Source organism: Niallia sp. HCP3S3_B10, assembly GCF_052064465.1.
Taxonomy (GTDB): Bacteria; Bacillota; Bacilli; order Bacillales; family Cytobacillaceae; genus Niallia; species Niallia hominis.
This window is the reverse complement of record NZ_JBQHVO010000001.1, coordinates 176262-195688: the sequence shown is the minus strand read 5'-3', so window position 1 is coordinate 195688 and position 19427 is coordinate 176262. Positions and strand designations below refer to the sequence as shown.

Sequence of the window (19427 nt, the reverse complement as noted above, 5' to 3'; positions counted from 1 at the left end):
TTTCTTGATAATAGAGGAGGCTTAGACAAAACTAAATTGTCTATCTGTAAATAATCAATCGGCGAAACCAATTCATTCCATTGCGATACGTCGCGCGATGAACGAGGCATTTTGACTTAACTAATGGAGAATACTGAAACAGCAATTTAACCATAATTATTGGTAGCCCACTTTTAAATTGGGTATTTTCATATGTTTTCCGAGGAGATAGCACTCCTTTGGAAAGCGAAGTGTATTTTAGGCTGTTGATATTACTATCCCAACTTTACTGAAACAGCCTTTTATAAACTGATTAAAAACCCGACCCCCAACCATACGAAACGCTTGTGTGGTTGGGGGTCGGGTTTATCTATGACCGAAATACTTATGTCCCAGTCTCTTTATCACATAACTTTAAGTAAATCATATTGTGATTGATATAAATGATAATATAATCCTTTTAAAGCCATTAGCTCGTCATGGGTACCTTTTTCCGCAATTCTTCCTCCATCTATATAGAATATTTGACTGCTATTTTTAATGGTCGATAATCGATGAGCGATAATAAAAGAAGTCCTTCCCTTTAGTAATTCCGTTATCCCTTCTTGTAGAAGCTCCTCTGTTTTGGTATCAATACTACTAGTCGCTTCATCTAAGATCAATATTTTGGGATTTGCTAAAAGTGCCCTTGCAAAGGATATTAATTGTCTTTGTCCTGCTGATAAAGTACTGCCTCGTTCTTCAACAACCGTATGATATCCATCCTTTAGATCTTTAATGAAGTCATCTGCCCTGACAATTTTAGACGCTGTGATTATTTCATCTTCTGTTGCATCCAATTTTCCATAACGAATATTATCAAGGATTGTTCCTGAAAATACAAAAGTGTCTTGAAGCATTACCCCCATTTGAGAACGCAGTGATTTCAATGTGACATCTCGTACATCGATATCATCAATTTTTACGCTTCCTTCATTAACATCATAGAACCTGCTAAGTAAATTTATAATGGTTGACTTTCCTGCACCAGTTGGTCCTACTAAAGCAATGCTTTCTCCCGCATTAATATGGAAACTGACATCGTTTAGAATGTTTTTCCCTTCTTCATAACGGAAAGATACATGATCAAATGTTACGTTTCCTTTAATAGTCGGCATTTGAATGGCTTTAGGATTATCTTTAATATCTGGCTCTACATCTAACGTTTCAAAAATTCGTTCTAAATAAGCAGATGCTGTAATAAGCGCATTATAAAAGTTCCCCATATTAATTACTGGATTCCAAAAGTTATTTACATAGCCAATAAAAGCAACAAGTGTACCTGTACTAACATCCACCCCAATCTGACGGATTCCTACGAAGTAAATTAAACTTGTTGTCAACACAGAGATGTTTTGTACACCTGGCCAGAGTAGAAACTGAATGGAAACAGCCTTCATCCAAGAGGTTCGGGTTTCATTGCTCACTTCATCAAATATTTCATAATTCTCATCTTCTCTTGCAAATGATTGTGTAATCTTAATCCCTGCAATACTTTCATGAATATATGCATTCATGTTGGATTGTTTGTTACTTAACACTTGATATGCTTTTCTTTGCATATTTTTAATAACCCATACCAATATTCCTAAAATAGGGAGCAGAGCTAAACTGTATAATGTTAATTTAGCATCAATCGCAAACATAAAAATCAAAGTAATAATAACACTGATAATATCTGAGATTAGATTAATTAATCCGTTGCTTAATAAATCACTAAGTGTATTAATATAGTTAACTACTCTTATTAATATTTTTCCATGTGGACGATTATCAAAATAAGAAAAAGGTAACTTTTGCAAATGCTGAAAAATATCCAAACGCATATCCTTTAAAATATTTTGACCGATACGTGTAATCCATTGAATTCTATAACGCATACATATTCCAATAACGATAAGGGATAACAAAAATAGTATACTAAGTCCAATTAATAGCGGAATATTTTTATCTGGGATAATTTCATCGATTGCTATTTTCGTAAAAAATGGACCGAGCATCCCTGCAACATTGGCAGTTAATATGATCAGCAATGTAATAAACAATGCCTTTTTATAAGGTTTAATATATGCACCGATACGTTTATAGTGACTCCAGTTAAATTCGGTTTCTAATTCTTCATCAACATTAAATTTATTACGGGCCAATGGTTGCTCCCCCTTCTTCCTGCTCAACTAGTCCTAGCTGCCTTTTATAAACATCGTAATACAGCCCTTTTTTCGCTACAAGCTCCATATGCGTACCCTGCTCTTTCACTTCCCCTTTGTCGAGAACTAAAATAAAATCCGCATCTCTTACAGAAGAAATTCGGTGTGCAATAATGAAGGTTGTTTTATCTTCGGTTAGCTGATTTAATTCCTTTTGGATTTTACTTTCTGTTTCCATATCTACCGCAGAGGTTGTATCGTCCAAGATTAAGATGGATGGATCTTTTGCTAATGCTCTTGCTAAGGAAATCCTTTGCTTTTGTCCGCCTGATAGACCAACTCCACGCTCTCCCACAATGGTATTGTAGCCCTCGGGCATTCTGACGATAAAATTATGAGCATCTGCTATAGCAGCAACTCGCTGTATCTGTTCTATATTCAAAAATGGCTTTCCAAAAGAAATGTTTTCTTCAATTGTATTTGAGAATAAGAAGATATCTTGCATAACCATGGAAATCTGATCACGGAGCTTTCGTACAGGCCATTCTTTTGCATTTACGTGATCAATTAATACTTCCCCTTCAGTCGGATCATAGAATCTGGCAATCAAGTTAACTAGTGTAGATTTACCTGACCCTGTTTCCCCTAATATTCCAACCGTTTGTCCTGGTCGGACTGCAAAGGACACATTTTTTAATATTTGCGTTTCTGGATCATCAGAAAACGCAAAGGAGACATTTTTAAACGTTACGTAGCCGGAAATTTTCTTCGTTTGCTTTCTTTCTTCCACTCTAATCTGTGGTTCTGTTTTTAATAAATTTCTTATTTTTACACAAGATGCATTAAAACGCTGTACATCATTTATTAACCATCCGCTCATTCGCATTGGCATATTTAATAACCACATGAATCCATTAAAAGCAACTAAATCCCCAATTGTCATGCTTCCTTGAATAACAAATAATCCGCCTAGCAATAATGTGATAACAGCGAGCATACCTGCAAAGCCATCTAACCATGGTAAGTATTTTTTTGACACATTGGCAGAATCCAGATTACGCTTTTGATAATCATTATTGAAATGATTGAACTTTTCAATTTCGTATTCTTCCCGCGAAAATGCTTTGACTACTCTGTTCCCACTAATATTTTCTTCTACCATTGAATTCAGCCTTGAAAAACTTTCTCTAATTTCTAAAAATACTGGGTGTGCTGCCCTGGACATTTTTTGTGTAAAAATAAAAATAATTGGCGTGACTGCAACTAATCCTAAAGTTAATTTCCAATCAATATTCATCATTACGATAATAGCTACAACAAACCAAACGACACATTCGGCTATGTTATAGCATACCCATGAAACGAAATGACGTATGGCGTCCATATCCCCCGTCATTCTCGCCATAATATCTCCCACTCTATTATGATTAAAGAAATCAAAATCAAGCTCTTGAAGCTTCTTATACATGTCTTGCCTGATATCAAACTGTGCATCCTGACCAACTTTTTCATATAATAATTGGTATATGTAACGGGTAACGGTTCTAATAAGTGTTGCTCCTACCATCGCTAACAGAATTGGAACTAAAAGTTGTACTTGATTATTCTCAATGACTTCATCAATTAGCCTTCCACTTAATATAGGAATAATCACTACAAAAAAGGAATTTGCCAATAAAATCAATGTTGCGGTAATTACTTTTTTCTTATTCTTCTTTACATAACTCCAAATCCATTGATAATTATTCAATAGGAATCTACACTCTTTCTTTTTTAATTTGTTTACTTCAAAAATGATATTTGCAAAACCATCTTAATATTCGTATAAAACGAAATTCACTACGTAAAATCAATAATATCTCTCAAAACAAATATAAGGGGGTATACAAAACTTGAATTCGTTTTCATGTCTTTCTCATCTCTCCCATCTTTTTATAGCATTGCTGAGTCCATTGTTATGCATAGGCTATTTATCTTTCATCTCCTTTTTGCCATTTTGTTAGCTAACAAATCCTCATACGCCATTTGAATAAAAAATGTGCAGTCTCATTATTAGTATAGTAAGACTACTTATAGGGCAATAAGAAATAAAGATTCCTTTCTTATTACAGATTAATTTTAGTCATCACTGATTGACGTAACTAGTACTTAAATTGTATAATTATGGACAAAATTTGACTTGAAAGGAGCATATTGAATGTTATATTATCAATCTAATTATTTTGGACAAAATGGAGATTTTGATCGTATTTCGGCAACCAATCCCAATATCCTTCCACATTTTCATCGAAGTATGGAGCTTGTAATGGTCGATGAAGGGACACTGAATCTTACAATCCAAAATAAAACCTATACCCTTCACAGAGGAGAAAGCGCTTTCGTTCTTTCGAATCAAATACATAGTATGCAAAGTAAAAATAAAAACCATGCCTGGATTTATGTCTTTTCTCCAGAGTTTGTTAATCAATTTTTTCAATTAAGCAAAAATAAAGATTTAATCGAACCTATATTCCGCTTACAGCCCGGTATTAGTGAGATGATTAAGGAGATATTAATGACTAATAAAAGCTCGATGATAGCCAAAAAAGGTGTCCTTTATTTGATTTGTGCTGAATTGTTAAATCAAACAACCTTTAAAGAGGAAGCAAGAAGAGATGAATATTTATTACATGATTTACTGAATTATATCCAAAATCATTTTACCGAGGAGCTTTCATTAAAAGATTTATCACAAAAATTTGGCTATGACTATTCCTACCTATCTAGATTTTTCACAAAGATACTGAAAGTTCCGTTCGTTGATTTTCTTAATGGACATCGTGTCACATTGGCATCTCAATTATTAAAAACTACGGATAGCAAAATTACAGAAATTGCCGATATAGTCGGATATCGAAATATTCGTAGCTTTAATCGTAATTTCGAAAAACTTATGAATACAACTCCGAGTAATTATCGAAAAATTTATTTGGAAAATTATTAGTATTACATGCCGTTTGAATGAAAAAAACCTTAGAGAAAACAATTCTACGTTTTCTCTAAGGTTTTTTAAAAAAAGGAATATTAATAATCACTGGTGCTCGTTAAACCATTAACGATTGCAACACCAGAGCTTGCTCCAATTCTAGTTGCTCCAGCTTCAATCATTTTCGCTGTATCTTCGCTACTGCGTACCCCTCCAGATGCCTTTACACCTACACTCGGTCCGACAGTTTTTCTCATTAATGCAATGTCCTCAACTGTTGCTCCACCTGTGGAGAAACCAGTAGATGTTTTAACAAAATCAGCGCCAGCTTCTACTGCTAGTTTACAAGCAATCTCTTTTTCCTCATTAGTTAATAAGCTTGTTTCAATAATAACTTTTGATAACGCCTTGCCTTTTGCAGCATCCACTACTGCTTTTATATCTTCTTTTACTAAATCATAATTTTTATCCTTTAATGCACCAATATTAATAACCATGTCTACTTCTGTAGCACCATTTTTAATGGCATCCTCTGTTTCAAATGCTTTTGTTGCAGAAGTGGTTGCACCTAAAGGGAAACCGATCACTGTACATACTTTTACTTCTGTTCCATCAAGTAATTCACTAGCAACTTTCACCCATGTTGGATTAACACAAACGGAAGCAAATGTATATTGCTTTGCTTCTTCACAAAGAGTAACAATTTGTTCTTTCGTTGCGTCAGCTTTCAATAAAGTGTGATCAATCATTTTAGCAATGTTCATTATGATTCTCCTTTGATATATGTACTCTTGAAAAATATATATTCAAGCTCCTTAGAATACTAATTCAAAAGAGCTTGAGTAACTTATTATATATTAAATGTAAATCAACAAAATAGGAAATGCTATGGTTAAGATACTATCGCAGCCTGATCTTCCATTTCCTCTAATATGCGGACAAATTGCCCTTCATTTACAGGATAACCAGCTTTTATTATTTTTACTTTAACAATTTTCCCTATCATTTCTTCTGTAGCAGGGAACACAACTTTTAAATAGTTATCTGTATAGCCAACAAAGAGTTTTCCATTGCTATCCTCTTTGTATACTTCTTCCGGAATGACTTCTACTACTTCCCCTTCATAGTTAGACGCATATTCTTTTGCAAGTTGATCAGAAAGAGAAATCAATCGATGAACACGTTCATTTTTTACTTCTTCGTCAATTTGGTTGTCCATACGTGCGGCAGGAGTTCCAGTTCTCTTAGAATATGGGAACACATGTAATTCAGAAAATTTATGGTCTTTTATAAAATTATATGTTTCCATAAACTCTTCTTCTGTTTCGCCTGGGAAGCCAACGATAACATCAGATGTGATAGCAAGTCCTGGTAGAGCTTCTTTTAATTTTGTAATTCTTTCTGCAAAAAATTCCATCGTATATTTTCTTCTCATTCTTTTTAAAACAGTGTCAGAACCTGATTGAATAGGAATATGAAGATGGTTTACGACAATTTTGGATTTATCCAATACTTCAATAACTTCATCTGTTATTTGACTAGCTTCAATGGAAGAAATACGTAGTCTTTTCAAGCCCTTTACTTCTGCTTCTAAGTCTCGAAGTAAGTTTGCAAGATTATAATCCTTCATATCTGATCCATATCCACCTGTATGAATCCCTGTTAAGACAATCTCTTTATAGCCTGCATCCACTAATTGTTGTGCTTGTTTAATGACATCTTGTGGATCCCGAGAACGCATTAAACCTCTTGCCCATGGAATAATACAAAATGTACAAAAATTATTACAGCCTTCTTGAATTTTTAATGAAGCTCTTGTTCTATCTGTAAATGCAGGTACATCCATTTCCTCATATACGCGGTTTTTCATAATATTTCCAACCGCATTAATTGGTTGTCTTTCTTCTTTGTACTGTGCAATATACTCTAGCATTTTTACGCGATCCTGTGTACCCACTACAATATCAACACCAGGAATAGCCATAATTTCTGCTGGTGACGTTTGTGCATAACAACCTGTAACACAAATAACTGCGTCAGGATTTTTCCGCACTGCACGACGAATAACTTGTCGGCTCTTCTTATCGCCTGTATTTGTAACTGTACATGTGTTAATAACATATACATCAGACATATTTTCATATTCTACACGTTCATAGCCCTGTTGTTTAAACAACTGCCAGATCGCTTCTGTTTCATAATGGTTTACTTTACATCCTAATGTGTGAAAAGCAACTGTTGGCATTTTTATCACTCCATCAATTCAAAATGATAAGATACAGCAGACAACAGATACAATGGAGCTGTCTCTGTTCTTAATATTCTTGGACCAAGTCCACATAATTCAAAACCATGATCTTTTAATAACGTAACTTCTGCTTCTGTTAGACCACCTTCTGGTCCAAATACAGCAAGGATTGATTGTCCCTTTGCCATTGACTTAAGTTTCTTCGTTAATATAGACGATTCGCCTTGTCTTGCCTTTTCTTCGTATGCTACTAACTTTACATGAAAGCCTTCTGAAAGTTTAATCAATTCTTTTATATCAATTGGGGTATTTACTTTAGGAATCATCGTCCGATGAGATTGTTCTGCTGCTTCTTTCGCAATCTTATTCCAGCGAACAAGCTTTTTCCCACCTTTTTTCTCATCCCACTTAACGACAGAGCGAGCTGCTATAAAAGGGATAAACTTAAAAGCACCTAATTCTGTCCCTTTTTGAATAATCCATTCTAGCTTATCCCCTTTTGGCATTCCGCTCACAATGGAAACAGAAACAGGAAGCTCTATTTCTCCTTCTAACCATTGTACCACCTTTGCCGTCACTTCGTTTTCGGAAATATTTGCTATCTTACAACGTGCTACCTGTTGATTATCATTTACACAGTATATTTCATCTTCCATATTCATTCGCATAACACGAACGATATGATGATAATCATCTTCTTGGATAATAAATGTATCTTCTTCATTTTTAGCAAAATAACGCTGCAATCGAAATACCTACTTTCCTTTACCCAATAGATAAGGAAGAATCGTAAAACGAAACTTCCTTTTTCCTTTAGTCTATACGCTTACCCTTTTTTAGCTTTAACCGTAAAAAGATATAAGTTTATAGTTACTCACTCATTCTTTTTTGAGCAGTAATACTAACCCAATCTTCCATTTGAACCGTTTCTATTATTTCTAGTCCAGATGCAATAATAGCATCCTTTACTTCTTCTTTTTTCTGAAGAATTATACCAGAAGCAATAAAGTAGCCGTCTTTATGAAGTAAACGGTACACATCATCTGTAAAACGCACAATAACCTCTGCCAATATATTTGCAACAATCACATCTGCCTGTTCATTTATTCCACTCAATAAATTATTTTGACAGACCGTTGTCGTTTCATGAACCTTGTTTAATTTAATATTTAGTTTTGCAGAACGCACCGCAACTTCATCCAAATCTAGGGCAAGCACAGATTTAGCTCCTAACATTGCCGCAGCAATGCTTAATACACCAGAACCAGTCCCAACATCAATAACTATATCCTCTTTTTTAACTATTCTTTCCAAAGCTTGGATACATAATACAGTTGTTGGGTGGGTACCTGTACCGAAAGCCATGCCTGGATCTAATTCAATTATTAATTCATCCGTATGAACAGGTGTATAATTCTCCCATGTTGGTACAATGGTAAATTTCTCTGATATTTTTACAGGATGATAATATTTTTTCCAAGCAGTAGCCCATTCTTCTTCATTAACTTCCATGATGGAAACTTTGTTTAAACCAATATCAATATTAAATAGTACTAAATTATTGATGTTTTCTTTAATTGCCTCTACTGTTTCTCCAAGAAAACTATTGATTGGTAAATATGCTTTAACTAGGACGCCTTCTTCAGGATAATCATCAGGATTTAGTTGGTAGATTTCGCCGAATTGGTCTTCTCTTTCTTTAATTAATTCAAAGGGATCTTCAATCACTACCCCACTAGCACCTGCTTCATGCAAAATATTTGAAATAGGTTCAATCGCTTCATTTGTCGTATGAATTGTGATTTCTGACCATTTCATCTCTACCAACTCCTTTTTGATTATTCACCTTTAAACGCTTTTTTTACTTTAGAGAAAAAGCTGTCCTCTTCTTCTCCTTGAGGGGAAACTCCAGATACATCAGCAAATTCTTGTAATAGTTGCTTTTGCTTATCTGATAACTTTGTAGGTGTGACTAAACGAATGATAACATGCTGGTCACCTTGGCCATATCCACGTACATTCGGAATACCTTTGCCTTTAAGTCGGAATTTCGTTCCAGTTTGTGTCCCTGCAGGCACTTTTAGCTTCACTTTTCCATGGATGGTTGGTACTTCCACTTCATCTCCAAGCGCAGCCTGAACAAACGTGATTGGCATTTCACAATATACATCTTCTCCATCACGTTCGAAGAACTCATGTCTTCTTATGTGGAATACGACATATAAATCTCCTGCTGGTCCCCCGTTTGTGCCAGGTTCTCCTTGGCCTGTGACTCTTAATTGCTGACCATCATCAATACCGGCTGGAATTTTAACACTGATTTTGCGGCGTTTTTTCACTTTACCTGTTCCGCCACAAGTAGAACATTTATGTTTAATCTCTTTACCAGTTCCATTACAGTAATTACATGTTCTTCTATTCACAATACGACCGAATGGTGTGTTTTGCTCCACATTCAGTTGACCTGTACCGCTACAATGCTTACATGTAACTGGCTTAGTGCCTGGCTTTGCTCCTGTTCCATTACATGTTTCACAATTTTCTTCTCTTGGTATTTCAATTTCAGTTTCTTTACCAAATGCCGCTTCTTCAAACGAAAGGGTCATCGTATACTGTAAATCAGCTCCTTGACGCGGTGCATTTGGATCTCTTCTTCTGGATCCTCCACCACCACCAAAGAAAGTGCTGAAAATATCTTCAAAACCGCCAAAGCCACCGAAATCTGAGCCGCCACCAAAGCCTTGGTTAGGATCTGTATGTCCAAATTGATCATAATGAGCTCGTTTTTGGTCATCACTTAGTACTTCATAGGCCTCTTTCACTTCTTTAAACTTTTCATCTGCATCTTGTTCTTTATTAATATCCGGATGATACTTTTTTGAAAGCTTTCGATAAGCCTTTTTTATTTCATCCTTAGAAGCTCCTTTGCTAACTCCAAGGACTTCATAGTAATCTCGTTTGTCCATAATTGATTACCACTCCCCGATTCTTTTCACATAGATGCTATTGTATCATTTTGCATTTCCAAAGTACAATAGTTTCTTCCTAACTTTCTTAAATATCGCCAAAAAACATCTAAAAGAAAAGCCAAAGTCAAGATAACCTGACTTTGACTTTTTTTCTAATTATATATTGTTTTCATTCGTTTATTTATCGTCTTTTACTTCTTCAAATTCTGCATCGACTACGTTGTCATCTTTATCAGATGCTCCGCCCTCTGCTCCTTGTGCAGCTTGTGCAGCTTGAGCAGCCTCTTCATATAATTTCATAGAAAGAGCTTGAACGATTTCTTGAAGAGCTTCTTTTTTCGCACGAATATCTTCTAATTCGTTTTTCTCAATAGCAGCTTTTAAAGCGTCTTTTGCCTCATTCGCTTTGGCAACTTCGCTTTCGTCCACTTTTCCTTCTAAATCTTTCAATGTTTTTTCAGTAGTGAATACTAATTGATCTGCTTCATTACGTAGTTCCACTTCTTCTTTACGCTTTTTATCTGCTTCAGCATTTTCTTCTGCTTCTCTTACCATTTTGTCGATTTCTTCATCTGACAAGCCTGTAGAAGATTTAATTGTAATAGTTTGTTCTTTGTTTGTGCCAAGATCTTTCGCACGAACATTTACAATACCGTTTTTATCGATATCAAATGATACTTCAATTTGCGGAATTCCACGTGGTGCTGGTGGAATATCAGCTAATTGGAAACGGCCTAATGTTTTATTATCTGCAGCCATTGGGCGCTCCCCTTGAAGCACGTGGATATCAACAGCTGTTTGGTTATCTGCAGCAGTTGAGAATACTTGGGACTTAGACGTTGGGATTGTTGTATTACGATCGATTAGCTTCGTAAATACTCCACCCATAGTTTCGATACCTAATGAAAGTGGTGTGACATCTAAAAGAACAACATCTTTAACATCACCAGTAATTACTCCACCTTGGATAGCTGCACCCATTGCAACTACTTCATCAGGGTTTACCCCTTTATGTGGCTCTTTGCCGATTTCTTTTTTGATTGCTTCTTGAACTGCAGGGATACGTGTTGAACCACCTACAAGGATAACTTTATCAATTTCAGAAGCGTTAAGATTAGCATCTTTAAGTGCTTGACGAGTTGGTCCCATTGTACGTTCTACTAATGAAGCAGAAATTTCTTCGAATTTAGCACGAGATAAAGTTACTTCTAAGTGAAGTGGCCCAGCTTCTCCAGCTGTGATAAATGGTAAAGAAATTTGTGTAGAAGCTACACCAGAAAGATCTTTTTTCGCTTTCTCTGCTGCGTCTTTCAAACGTTGTAAAGCCATTTTATCTTTGCTTAGATCAATGCCATTTTCTTTTTTGAATTGTTCTACTAAATAATCGATAATAACTTGGTCAAAGTCATCTCCACCAAGACGATTGTCACCAGCAGTTGACTTAACTTCAAATACGCCATCGCCAAGCTCAAGGATAGATACGTCAAAAGTACCTCCCCCAAGGTCATAAACTAAAATAGTTTGGTCTTCCTCTGTTTTATCAAGACCATAAGCTAAAGCAGCAGCAGTTGGTTCGTTGATAATACGCTCAACTTCTAATCCAGCAATTTTACCAGCATCTTTTGTTGCTTGACGTTCTGCATCATTGAAGTAAGCAGGTACTGTAATAACAGCCTTTGTTACTTTCTCTCCAAGATACTCTTCTGCATAACCTTTTAAGTATTGAAGAATAATAGCAGAAACTTCTTGAGGAGAGTAGTTCTTGCCTTCAACTTCCACTTTATAATCTGTACCCATATGACGTTTAATTGACATAATCGTGTTTGGGTTTGTGATAGATTGACGTTTTGCAACTTCCCCTACTTGACGTTCTCCATTTTTGAATGCTACTACAGAAGGAGATGTTCTATTACCTTCTGGATTTGGGATAACTTTTGGTTCTCCACCTTCAAGTACAGCAACACAAGAGTTTGTTGTACCTAAATCAATTCCAATAATTTTACTCATGGAAATTTCCCTCCTATTATTTTAATATGTAATGCTTATTGACTTACTTTAACCATTGCAGGACGAATCACTCTGTCTTTTAACTTATACCCTTTTTGAAACTCTTCTACCACGATATTAGATTCCGTTCCCTCTACTTCCTCTTGCATAACTGCTTGATGAAGGTGGGGATCAAATTCTGTTCCAACCGCTTCAATAGCTTCTACACCTTCTTTTTTAAGAGCCTCAATAATTCCACGATAAACCATCTCCACACCAGTATATAAACTCTGTGTTTGTTCATCAACGGCTTCAATTTTCAATGCTCTTTCCAAATTATCGATGCTTGGTAATAAGTCCATTACTAGACTTTGTGCTCTATATGTTTGAGCCGCTTCCATGTCAAGCCTTGATCTGCGACGTGAATTATCAAAATCAGCCTGCAGGCGAAGATAGCGATTAGTTTCTTCTTCTAACTTAGCTTCTAGCACAGCAATTTTTTCATTTGCTGCCTTTAGTTCTTCCTCAACTGCATTTTCCTCATTGGAAGGAGTTGCTTCAGCCTCTTCAAATACTTCTTCAACAGTTTCTTCTACTTGGACATTTTCTTGTTGTTCCATCTCTGCACTATTTGTTGTTTTTTCATCTGCCAACTTGTTCACCTCCCTTAAAGGAATAATTATTCAAATGAAACCCGTACAGATTGGCAGAGTTGCCAATAAGTTAATAGGTTAGTTAATCCTAATTTCTACACTTTAAATATTCCACAGTAGTTATTTTTGATACAAATTAGTAAGTACTTTTGTCAGGTCATTCGATAAAATATTTAATAAGCTAACAACTCTTGAATATTCCATTCTTGTAGGACCAAGAATGGCGATTGATCCAATTTGCTCATTCCCTATACTGTAAGAAGCAGAGATAATACTGCAGTTTTCCATAGCGATATTATTATTTTCTCTACCAATTTTAATGCTTATATCAGAGGAATTATTGCGAATAAGCTCTGGGATTCCATCCTCTTTTTCAATCATATTCAACAAATTTCTTATCTTAGCAATATCATGAAATTCTGGTTGACTTAAAATATTGGTTTTTCCGCCAAAAAACAATTTTTCATGTGTTTCAATTTTTACCGTTTCTGAAAGTGAGTTGATTAAATACTCATAATTGCTAATATGCTGTTTCAACAAGGAAGCAACTTCTTTATAAATCTTGTTATGAAGCTTATCAATAGATACGCCCGTTAAACGTTCATTCAAGATATTTACCAGCTTCTCAATTTCACCAGCATGGATAGATTCAGGTAAATGAAACATTCTGTTTTCTACATGTCCTGAGTCTGTCACAATAATGGCAATGGCCGTATTCGTATTTAAAGGAACAATTTGAATTTTCTTCAATTTGTTTTCCTTAACGGCAGGCCCAAGGACAATAGTAGTATAATTTGTTAAATCAGACAATATTTTTGCGGATTTTTGTACAATATTTTCTAATTCGTATATTTTTTCTGCAAAAAGTGAGTTAATTCTCAAAATTTCTGAACGCTTTAATTTCTGTGGCGATAAAAGATGATCAACATAAAAACGATATCCCTTTTCTGAAGGTACTCGACCAGAAGAAGAGTGCGTTTTTTCGATAAACCCGGATTCTTCTAAATCTGCCATTTCATTACGAATGGTAGCGGAGCTAAACGTAATATTTTCTTTCTTTGATAAACTCCGTGAACCCACAGGTTGTGCTGTTGAAATAAAATCATCAATAATCACCTGTAATATTAATAATTGACGATCAGTTAACACATTAATCACCTCTGTTAGCACTCTTTGTTAGCGAGTGCTAAATCTATATATAAAGTAGCAAAAACAAAGGGGCTGTGTCAATAATTTGCTTCTGATTTCTACAAGAAATTTTTCCCTTTTCCCTTCCAACTAATCACAACAGAAGAAAAGTTTTCTTTCTTAGCCTTTAAAATGTTTAAAAGAAGCGAATACTTCTCCTGTTATTAGAGAACTCCAATAAACGATTGAAACACTTCATTACCTAAGAATCTTCCTTTATCGGTCAATTTCAAATATTCGCCCTGAATTTTGATTAGTCCTCGATCCAATAGCCCCTTTATTTCTTTCTCAAAAAGTTGTAAGACAGTATTATTATATTTTTTTTCAAAGGATGTTAAACTTACCCCTTGGTTTTTTCTTAATCCGAGAAATAATTCTTCCTCCATTTGTTCAACAAGGGATACCTTCTGTTCATGCATAATAGGAAATTCCCCTTGTTCTAATGGCTGCATATATTTTTTCAAAGGACCATAATTAGAGTAGCGGTTTCCAGCAATATACCCATGTGAGCCAGCTCCAAACCCAAAGTATTGCTCATTATTCCAGTAGGTTAGATTATGTCTACTTTTAAACCCAGGCTTGGCAAAATTACTAATTTCATATTGCTGAAAACCATGACTTGTCATCTCTTCCATTAACACCCCATACATGCTTGCTTCCACATCTTCACCAGGTGTTGGTAGTTTACCCTTTCTCATCAGGTTATAAAAAACGGTTTTTGGCTCTATAATAAGAGAGTAGCCTGAATAATGCTGGATATCCAATGAAAATGCAGTCTTTAATGTATCTTTGAAATCTTCCAGTGTTTGCCCTGGCAAACTATAAATTAAATCCACACTAATATTGTTAAATCCAATCTTTTTGGCAGCCTCAATGGATGAAAAAACGTCTTCCGCCTTATGTGTTCTGCCAATCCTTTGTAGTAGCTCATTATTAAAAGACTGAACACCAAAGCTTAGACGATTGACACCCCCTTCATAAAGAGCTTTTAATTTATCTTCTGTTAAATCACCAGGATTCGCTTCAAAAGTATATTCGATCCCCTGATGCTGCTGTAGTTCTGTATTAATGATTCCACAAAGTCTTTCTAGCTGCGAGGCAGATAAGCTTGTCGGTGTACCTCCCCCAACAAAAATGGTAGAAAGCGTTTGTTCCCCATACTTATCAATGGTTAACTTTATTTCTTTCTCCAATGAATCTAAGTATTCATCTACCGGCTGTCCTTTTAAAAATACTTTATTAAAATCACAGTAGTGACAAATATGCTCACAAAATGGAATATGAATATATGCTGCTTGTATCAATTTTTCACAACCTTTAATTTAATCAACTCTATTACTAAACAGGGAGACCACAATCCCTGTTTCATTGGTAAAATAAGAAAAGAGGTTGATGCTATCTTTAGCACCTACCCCCTTTACTTATAGCAGTCAATGCACTTAATAGCAAGTTTCCTGCACTAGCTGTCATCCATGCTACTTTCGGCTCATCAACTGTATTTTATTTTTTTGTATTATTATCATCCATCCGTAATACGGCCATAAATGCTTCTTGCGGTACTTCAACGGAACCAACTTGCTTCATTCGTTTTTTCCCTTCCTTTTGCTTCTCTAGCAATTTACGTTTACGAGAAATATCGCCACCGTAACATTTAGCCAATACGTTTTTCCGCATCGCTTTAATGGTAGAACGGGCAACTATCTTTTGACCAATTGCCGCTTGGATCGGAACCTCAAACTGCTGGCGTGGAATAAGTTCCTTTAATTTCTCTACAATTACTTTCCCTCTTTCATAGGCAAAATCTTTATGAACAATAAAACTGAGGGCATCCACTTGTTCTGCATTTAATAAAATATCCATCTTCACAAGTGTAGAAGTTTTGTATCCAATCAACTCATAATCAAAGGATGCATAACCTCTTGTGTTTGATTTCAATTGGTCAAAGAAATCATACACAATTTCCGACAATGGGATTTCATACGTAATTTTGACACGAGTTTCATCCATATATTGCATATCAATGAATACACCACGTTTTAGTTGACATAATTCCATGATCGCACCGACATATTCATTAGGAGCCATCATTGTTGCTTTAACAAAAGGTTCTTCAATGCGTTCGATTTTTTGAGGATCTGGCATTGCCGACGGATTGTCTACCTTGATTTCAGTTCCATCTGTCAAAATAACATCGTAGATAACACTTGGTGCTGTTGTAATCAAGTCAATTTTAAATTCTCGCTCAATCCGTTCTTGGATAATCTCCATATGAAGAAGGCCAAGGAAACCACAACGGAAACCAAATCCTAATGCTTGAGATGTCTCTGGCTCAAATTGCAACGCAGAATCATTTAGTTCCAATTTTTCTAATGCTTCCCGTAAATCATTAAATTTCGCACTGTCTATTGGATACAACCCACAATAAACCATTGGATTTAACTTACGGTATCCTGGTAATGCTTCTGTTGCGCCATTCTTTGCATTAGTTATGGTATCCCCTACTCGAGTATCCCCAACATTTTTAATTGCCGCTGTTAAGAAACCTACATCCCCAACAGATAAGTGATCTGTAGGAGTAGCTTTCGGTGTAAATACTCCCACCTCAATAACTTCAAATTCTTTGCCTGTTGCCATCATTTTAATTTTGTCACCAGGTTTTACCGTACCATCAACAACACGGATATACGTCACAACCCCACGATATGCATCATATAGGCTGTCAAAAATAAGTGCTTTTAATGGCGCTTCTGGATCCCCTTCAGGAGCAGGAACTTTCTCAACAACTTGTTCTAGTATTTCCTCTATCCCTATTCCAGCTTTGGCAGAAGCTAGTACAGCCTCAGAAGCATCTAATCCAATTACCTCTTCAATTTCATTTCTAACCCTTTCAGGATCAGCACTTGGAAGGTCAATTTTATTAATAACCGGAACAATTTCCAAATCATTATCAATTGCTAAATAAACATTTGCTAATGTTTGTGCTTCAATTCCTTGTGCAGCATCAACTACTAGTACTGCTCCTTCACATGCAGCCAAACTACGTGATACTTCATATGTAAAATCCACGTGACCTGGTGTATCAATTAAATGAAGTGTATAGATTTCTCCATCATTTGCCTTATATTTAAGCTGGACTGAGTTTAATTTAATCGTGATTCCACGTTCTCTTTCTAAATCCATTGAATCTAATAGCTGATCTTTCATCTCACGTGCAGTGAGTGCGTTTGTTTTTTCTAATATTCTATCAGCTAGGGTGGATTTCCCATGATCTATATGTGCAATAATAGAAAAATTTCTAATTTTTGATTGTCTTTTTAGCATCTCTTCTCTGTTCATTTAGTTCACTCCTACAATAATCGCGCATGTACACTATTTTTGATTATAGCAGTGTGAAGAATAAGATTCAACGAAAAGTAAAATGAATTACTAAACAGTTTTCTAGTTTTCTTTTTCTTCAATTATATCTCCAACCAGACTTACGCCTTTTTCTGCCAATGAAGAAATGGTATCAGCTACTCCTTTACCGATACTTGACAATAAATTAAAAGCCCTCATTTCTTCTAATTGCTGTTTCTTTTGTTCTAAATCATGACTTGTAACGTTTTGTCCTAGGACGGAAGCCTCTACATTTCCATCCTCATTTTTTACGGAGACTGCACTTTGAAGCCCTTGATCATCATAGCCTCTCATTTTGTGAATCCCGCTATTTGCTTGCTGCATTCCGAATAAGACACATATAAACATTAACAAAACGATTCCGACAGCACCTAATGTATATAGTTTCAACTTGATCAATCTCCTTTAATCTAATTATCAAGTCTGCAATTCTCCATATATTAAAAAGAAAGGGAGCATCCCTAGAGATACATCCTTTCGTTCCATGGAAAAATAGCAATCATTTCCTAGCAACTCTATTAAAATGTATGAAAATACTAGGAAAGATAGAACTATTATTGTCAACTAGTGAGTATTATAACCAACATTTTCTTGATTAATGGCTGAATGAAGGGCAGCATTTAATCCATTTGCAAGTAAGTTAGCCATATCCTCAATAAAGACATCCACTTCTTTTGGCGTAACCATTAAATTATGACCTATTGGCGATAGCACTTCATAAATTAACTTTCTCTTTTCCTCTTCAGGCAATGTACCAATAATACCGAGAAAAGTCTTCCGATGCTGTTCTTCTGGCAAATCCTCCTCCGTTAATTTTCTTTTTTCTCCAAAGCTTAATCCTGCCGGTGCTAACGCTCTTGATGGCCTATTCCCTTCTTTTAGTTCTTTTCCAAAATGCTTCAAGATGTAATCTATCGTATCGCTCGTAATAGATACAGCATCCACCACCGTCGGTACTCCTATTGCAATCACTGGTCTTCCTAGTGTTTCTTCACTCAGTTCCTTCCGTTTATTTCCTACGCCAGACCCTGGATGGATCCCTGTATCTGAAACTTGGATAGTAGAATTTACACGGTCTATTGAACGTGATGCGAGTGCATCAATTACGATAACAAAATCAGGATTCGTTTTCTCTACTACTCCTTTAATGATATCGCTCGTTTCAATTCCAGTAAGACCCATTACTCCTGGGGCTAAACTTGATACTGGCCGATATCCCTCTTCCACGCTTTCTGGCTGCAATTCGTATAAATGCCTCGTTACAAGTATATTTTCACAAACCTGAGGTCCTAACGCATCTGGGGTAACATTCCAGTTCCCTAGCCCAACTACTAAGCAGGATGCATTTTCTTTAATATTGCTCTGCTTTAAAAATTGCGAAAACTCACTTGCAAAAACTTTCTCTACTTTCTCTTGCAATTTCGTATCCTGCTGTCTTATTCCTAATACTTCTATTGTTAAATATTTACCTTGTTTTTTCCCTATTATTTCTTCGCCCTTTTCTGTTACTTCCACATAGGACATTTTAATGCCATTTTCCTCTTTTTCCTTGATGATAACCCCTTCAAGCTGTGATTGATCCTGTTCATTTTGAACAAGCCCTTGTTTATGTAAAGCTAAATCCTTTGCCTCAATAGCTAAATCAGTCCGTATAGAATACATGCTTAAATCTAGTTTTTCCTCCATCGTTATCCCCTTCCAATTAAATTAATATAAGAATATTATTAGCATTGCCTTTCTCCCCAAAAAAATTCATATTGTCCAAATTAGAAGGAAGTCTTGCATTATTAGTCCTCGTTTGATAAAATATCACTTGTTCTTTAAGTTTTTTAGGAATGTATATATCGAGTTTAAATA

At 35.6% G+C, this 19427-nt stretch carries 15 protein-coding genes; 1 reads left to right on the top strand and 14 read right to left on the bottom strand.

Features of this window, described 5'->3' with window-relative positions; all coding sequences use genetic code 11:
- Positions 1–383: 383 nt before the first annotated feature.
- Together ACTNDN_RS00935 and ACTNDN_RS00930 are read right to left on the bottom strand one after the other, a co-directional pair.
- Positions 384–2165 (bottom strand): ABC transporter ATP-binding protein, encoded by a 1782-nt coding sequence (locus tag ACTNDN_RS00935; RefSeq protein WP_441130464.1) that lies wholly within the window; start codon positions 2163–2165, stop codon positions 384–386.
- A complete protein-coding gene (locus ACTNDN_RS00930) occupies positions 2155–3915 on the bottom strand; it encodes an ABC transporter ATP-binding protein (RefSeq protein ID WP_441130462.1) in 1761 nt (586 codons plus the stop codon). Before ACTNDN_RS00930 ends, ACTNDN_RS00935 begins: the two co-directional genes overlap by 11 nt.
- 447 nt (positions 3916–4362) lie before the next feature.
- On the opposite strand from ACTNDN_RS00930, the gene ACTNDN_RS00925 reads away from it, so the two are divergent.
- On the top strand, positions 4363–5148 hold the full coding sequence (locus ACTNDN_RS00925; protein WP_441130460.1) for an AraC family transcriptional regulator: 786 nt from the start codon (positions 4363–4365) through the stop codon (positions 5146–5148).
- Between the two features lie 80 nt (positions 5149–5228).
- On the opposite strand, the gene deoC is transcribed toward ACTNDN_RS00925, so the two are convergent.
- The 12 genes from deoC to gpr form a co-directional block, all read right to left on the bottom strand.
- A complete protein-coding gene (gene deoC / locus ACTNDN_RS00920) occupies positions 5229–5894 on the bottom strand; it encodes a deoxyribose-phosphate aldolase (protein ID WP_441130458.1) in 666 nt (221 codons plus the stop codon).
- 128 nt (positions 5895–6022) lie between these two features.
- Entirely contained in the window at positions 6023–7375 is a 1353-nt protein-coding gene (gene mtaB / locus ACTNDN_RS00915; protein ID WP_441130457.1) for a tRNA (N(6)-L-threonylcarbamoyladenosine(37)-C(2))-methylthiotransferase MtaB, read from the bottom strand.
- Positions 7376–7380: 5 nt separating this feature from the next.
- On the bottom strand, positions 7381–8124 hold the full coding sequence (locus tag ACTNDN_RS00910) for a 16S rRNA (uracil(1498)-N(3))-methyltransferase (protein ID WP_031536591.1): 744 nt from the start codon (positions 8122–8124) through the stop codon (positions 7381–7383).
- 124 nt (positions 8125–8248) lie between these two features.
- On the bottom strand, positions 8249–9196 hold the full coding sequence (gene prmA / locus ACTNDN_RS00905; protein ID WP_031536590.1) for a 50S ribosomal protein L11 methyltransferase: 948 nt from the start codon (positions 9194–9196) through the stop codon (positions 8249–8251).
- Positions 9197–9216: 20 nt separating this feature from the next.
- The gene (gene dnaJ, locus ACTNDN_RS00900; protein ID WP_031536589.1) at positions 9217–10344 is read right to left on the bottom strand and encodes a molecular chaperone DnaJ; all 1128 of its coding nucleotides are present in this window, start codon (positions 10342–10344) and stop codon (positions 9217–9219) included.
- Between the two features lie 180 nt (positions 10345–10524).
- Positions 10525–12354, bottom strand: coding sequence for a molecular chaperone DnaK (gene dnaK / locus ACTNDN_RS00895; protein WP_031536588.1), 1830 nt, complete (start codon positions 12352–12354; stop codon positions 10525–10527).
- 35 nt (positions 12355–12389) lie between these two features.
- The gene (grpE, locus tag ACTNDN_RS00890) at positions 12390–12986 is read right to left on the bottom strand and encodes a nucleotide exchange factor GrpE (RefSeq protein WP_031536587.1); all 597 of its coding nucleotides are present in this window, start codon (positions 12984–12986) and stop codon (positions 12390–12392) included.
- A gap of 120 nt (positions 12987–13106) precedes the next feature.
- Complete coding sequence (gene hrcA / locus ACTNDN_RS00885; RefSeq protein WP_031536586.1) at positions 13107–14135, bottom strand: heat-inducible transcriptional repressor HrcA; 1029 nt, start codon at positions 14133–14135, stop codon at positions 13107–13109.
- 203 nt (positions 14136–14338) lie between these two features.
- Positions 14339–15478 carry a radical SAM family heme chaperone HemW gene (gene hemW / locus ACTNDN_RS00880; RefSeq protein ID WP_031536585.1) on the bottom strand — a complete coding sequence of 380 codons (1140 nt, stop codon included), beginning with the start codon at positions 15476–15478 and terminating at the stop codon, positions 14339–14341.
- Between the two features lie 196 nt (positions 15479–15674).
- Positions 15675–17510, bottom strand: a complete 1836-nt coding sequence (lepA, locus tag ACTNDN_RS00875) for a translation elongation factor 4 (protein ID WP_031536584.1) — start codon at positions 17508–17510, stop codon at positions 15675–15677.
- A gap of 102 nt (positions 17511–17612) precedes the next feature.
- The gene (locus ACTNDN_RS00870) at positions 17613–17960 is read right to left on the bottom strand and encodes a YqxA family protein (protein WP_031536583.1); all 348 of its coding nucleotides are present in this window, start codon (positions 17958–17960) and stop codon (positions 17613–17615) included.
- 174 nt (positions 17961–18134) lie between these two features.
- Entirely contained in the window at positions 18135–19256 is a 1122-nt protein-coding gene (gpr, locus tag ACTNDN_RS00865; protein ID WP_031536582.1) for a GPR endopeptidase, read from the bottom strand.
- Positions 19257–19427: the final 171 nt, after the last annotated feature.